Source organism: Mongoliibacter sp. (assembly GCF_007692705.1).
GTDB lineage: Bacteria > Bacteroidota > Bacteroidia > Cytophagales > Cyclobacteriaceae > Mongoliibacter.
Genome location: NZ_REBN01000025.1, coordinates 1 through 3,742 on the forward strand (window position 1 = coordinate 1; position 3,742 = coordinate 3,742).

General features: G+C 40.2%; 5 protein-coding genes. 2 read left to right on the forward strand and 3 right to left on the reverse strand.

The genetic code is table 11. The features are described 5' to 3' along the window. Positions 1-135 precede the first annotated feature (135 nt). A complete protein-coding gene (locus EA341_RS00345; RefSeq protein WP_293010692.1) occupies positions 136-471 on the forward strand; it encodes a n-acetylglutamate synthase in 336 nt (111 codons plus the stop codon). A 3-nt stretch (positions 472-474) separates the two neighbouring features. On the opposite strand, the gene EA341_RS00350 is transcribed toward EA341_RS00345, so the two are convergent. Then, positions 475-1,953, reverse strand: a complete 1,479-nt coding sequence (locus EA341_RS00350; protein WP_293010693.1) for a serine hydrolase — start codon at positions 1,951-1,953, stop codon at positions 475-477. 70 nt (positions 1,954-2,023) lie between these two features. Between EA341_RS00350 and EA341_RS00355 the strand changes: the two genes are divergently transcribed. Further along, positions 2,024-2,158, forward strand: coding sequence for a hypothetical protein (locus EA341_RS00355; RefSeq protein WP_293010694.1), 135 nt, complete (start codon positions 2,024-2,026; stop codon positions 2,156-2,158). A gap of 342 nt (positions 2,159-2,500) precedes the next feature. On the opposite strand, the gene EA341_RS00360 is transcribed toward EA341_RS00355, so the two are convergent. After that, positions 2,501-3,517: a S9 family peptidase gene (locus EA341_RS00360; protein WP_293010695.1), complete on the reverse strand. Its 1,017-nt coding sequence runs from the start codon at positions 3,515-3,517 to the stop codon at positions 2,501-2,503. A 37-nt stretch (positions 3,518-3,554) separates the two neighbouring features. Further along, positions 3,555-3,742 (reverse strand): DUF1572 family protein (locus EA341_RS00365; RefSeq protein ID WP_293010696.1); only part of this gene is annotated, 188 nt, incomplete at its 5' end.

Consider the following 3,742-nt stretch of genomic DNA (forward strand, 5'->3'; position numbering starts at 1 on the left):
CCTTCCACTATTAAATTGGAAATTAACTTTAAGGTTTTTTTGAATCTGAAAAACCGAATAGCTTTACAGGTCCTTTTGGTGATGGAATTGGGCTTTTGAAAAATATGAATCTTAAGTAAAAATCTATAGTTAAGGATGAACTACCACGGTAAAAAATTCATAGCAGTGACAAACACTGCGAACGGAGAATCTTCTTCCTCCACAGTTTTTCACTACCAACAGGACGGCTACCTTTTGACAGCTGAATACAGCGGTGGAGAAATTGAAAAGGGCTATATTCTGGGGAAGGTAGATGCCAAAGGCCATATTGATATGGTCTACCAACATGTCAATACACAAGGAGAAATCCGAACCGGAAAATGCCATTCTGTTCCTTATTTTACCGAAAGCGGAAATTTACGCTTAAAAGAATCCTGGCAATGGACAAATGGTGACCTCTCTCATGGTTCTTCCGAAATTGAGGAAATATAAAGACTATTCAACCTTATCGAATTGAAAGAAATCGTAATATAAAAATGCGTAGGAATTGGTTTTGTCATATTTTAGGAACTTGATTTCCTGACCTTCATCCAATTTGATGAATTCCATTTCTCCTGTTTGGGCAAGAACCGAATTCAAATAGCCATAGCTATCAATCATTCTCAGCTTTCCACCTTCTAGAATTACCTCAACTAGAAATTCACCTTGAACATTGGGTACAGGGCCTCCTTCTCCATTGTATTTATAAATGCCTACCAGCTTTTCTAATTGTTCTGCCTCTGTAGGATAAGAGTCAATCATTCTAGGTGTATTGATTCCCCATGCATAGTAAGTTGAAATAGATTGGAGAACTTCATTGATCAAAGGACTACCATTGTCTGCATTTGTCATGATGATGACACCACCCCCTTTGTAGGCAAATGCGATCATTTCATTGGTAAATCCTTCATTTTTCCCACCATGTCGGAATATCAAAGAATCAGCCTCCCATTGAAGTAAAGGCCCAATTCCCCAGTTATTCAAGTTTTTTGTAAGCATCTGTTGAATGCTTTCTTGGGATAAAACCCCGTCCTTTTTCCCGGCTAGGATATCCTGTACTTCAATACAGTATTTGGCTAAATCTGAAGGGGTGGTCCACAATCCAGCAGCTGCTTTTTCAGGGTAATTGTTCCAAAAACCACTGACCACTTCACCATTTCTGTTGTAAGCTGCGCTGGCAGATGCCTCCAAATTCATGGGTAAGGGCTGATAATAGGTGCTCTTGCTCATTCCGGTAGGCTGTAAGACCTTGTCATGCATTACTTCCTCAAAAGCCAATCCACTGACGTCTTCTACTATTTTTTCCATCAAAGTATACCCTCCACCTGAATACCTCCAAATACTCCCCGGGATAGTATCCACCACTACGGGAGGTGTATTTCCTTCCCCATTGAGTACTTCAATAAGTGAAGGGATAGGAACACCCCGCCGATAGCCTGGAAAACCGTGCACGGTTAACCCTGAAGTATGGGATAGGAGCCGTCTGAGGGTAACTTTTTCCATTTTTGTGAACTCGCTTTCCGGTACTTTCCAATTTTTCAAATAGGTATTGACATCTGTATCTAAGTCTAGCATTCCTTCTTCCACAAGTTTCAATACGGATAGTGCGGCTACAGGCTTACTGATGGATCCTGCCTGAAAAAGCGTATTTGGAGTGACCTCAACATCCTCACCTGAAGAGTTGCTTACTTTGCCATAACCTTTTGCCCATCTAACTTTCCCATCTTTAATGACTGCAATGCTTAATCCCGGGACTTTGTAATAGACCATTCTTTCAGCCAAGGTGTATTGCACCGGTTCGCCTTCAATTTGAATAGCCGTTGTAAGGCTTTTTTCAATCTCTTCTATTTCTGCCTCATATGATTCATCTGTTCCTCTTACACAAGAGACTACTAATAACAAGGCAAGTAAAATTGGGAGGGAGGAGTTTTTCATGCTTAAGATTAAATAAAACACATGATATCGAGCATGACAAAAATGTCACACGCTGGGATGATTATAAACCATGCGAGATTCCATATATCAATTGAAAAGAAATTATAATCATGTGAATATACGCTATTCTGCCAGTGAAAAAATTTTATTCTCAAGCTTCTTTCCCTCCCGAAGCAGGACAGGTTCAGCAGCAGGAATAGAATGACATTTTTAATAGATAAAATAGAGGAGGTAGAAAAAACGACATTCTTTTGATGGGAGAATCCTTATAGTTCTTATTTCGCTGAATAAAACCTACCAATTGTCCTGCTTGCTGATAGTAAGGGTTTTTCGCTTTATGAGGCTCATTCCTATTCAAGGAAGGTGATTCTTTTTACGTTAACCAACCTAATCCCAAAAGTCACATATACTCAGCTTTGATGTAACTTTAATACAAGGGAGAAAGAAGGGTGATTCAGGCCTATATCTCTGCGCAACTAAAAGGCACTGTACATCGGTCATCCGACATCCCAGCAAGACTTCCTATTGGCAAATAACCCCATCCCCACTATTCCGGCAACTCAACCTCTTCTCCCCAGATATATTTGGCAAACCATTCCCAATTGTGCCAGGTAGCTGCCAAACGCTCTTTCGGTTTATTTATCCCATGTCCAAAATCTTTATAAATGATAAGTTTTGTGTCAACACCCACATCTTGAAGTCCCTGGAAAAGTTCGTAGGCGTTGGCAGTTGGCACCCTTTTGTCAAATTCACCATGCTGTATCAATGTAGGTGTAGTTGCATTGTTGATATTGGTCATTGGAGAGGTCTTTTCATAAATGGCCTTATTTGACCAAGGGGTAGCCTTGAGGTATTGCCTGGTAAAAGGATGAATATCGGTACTTACATAATAGGTCATCCAGTTTGAAATGCCGGCCCCTACAGATATGGCCTTGAATTTATCGGAATTGGTCGTCAAAAATGCGGATATATACCCTCCCTGACTCCAACCCATGGAACCTACCATGTCACCATCGATGATCCCCTTTTTCTCTAAATACTCAACTCCTGAAAGCACATCCCAAGCATCCCCAACCCCGAGATTTTCCACATTCAATGACCTGAATTCCTCTCCATATCCTGCCGATCCTCTATAATTGGGGCTCAATACCAAGGCGCCCTTATTCAGCCACTGTATGATGGGATACACGTAGGAAGGTGTTGCACCCGGCGTAGAGATGCCTGTTGGCCCACCATGAATGATGACCAACAAGGGGTATTTTTTGTTAGGATCATAATCTTCAGGTTTATAGAGAACCCCTTCTATCATGGCACCGTCTTCACTTTCCCAAGAGATTACCTCACTTTTGGCTACAGCCCAATCTTGAATCTGTTTGGTGAATTCGGTAATGGGCTTGGCTTTTTTTAATGGATAATCGCTGGTATATACTTCTGTTAAATCCTCATCATTGACCCCTGTATAGGCTATTTTTTTTCCATCTTTCGAAAAAGAATAGCTCGTAATACGTTCAGGTTTACTGGTCAAGATGGAAGTGCTTCCGTTTTTTGGATCGATTTTAATCAATGGTCTTTTGGTTTTCTGCTGATCAAATTTAATGTCTTTACTTCAACAATTTTTTTAGCAGGACAACTTGTCCCAAATGATAATAACTATGCTCAATTTGACCTTCTATATTTCGTAGATAACTTCCATATTCTTCTTTCACAAATGATTGACTCAAAAAATCATCATCCATTTTTTCAACATAATGGATAAACTTTTCCGCATTGTTCACAAATTCGGTCACCA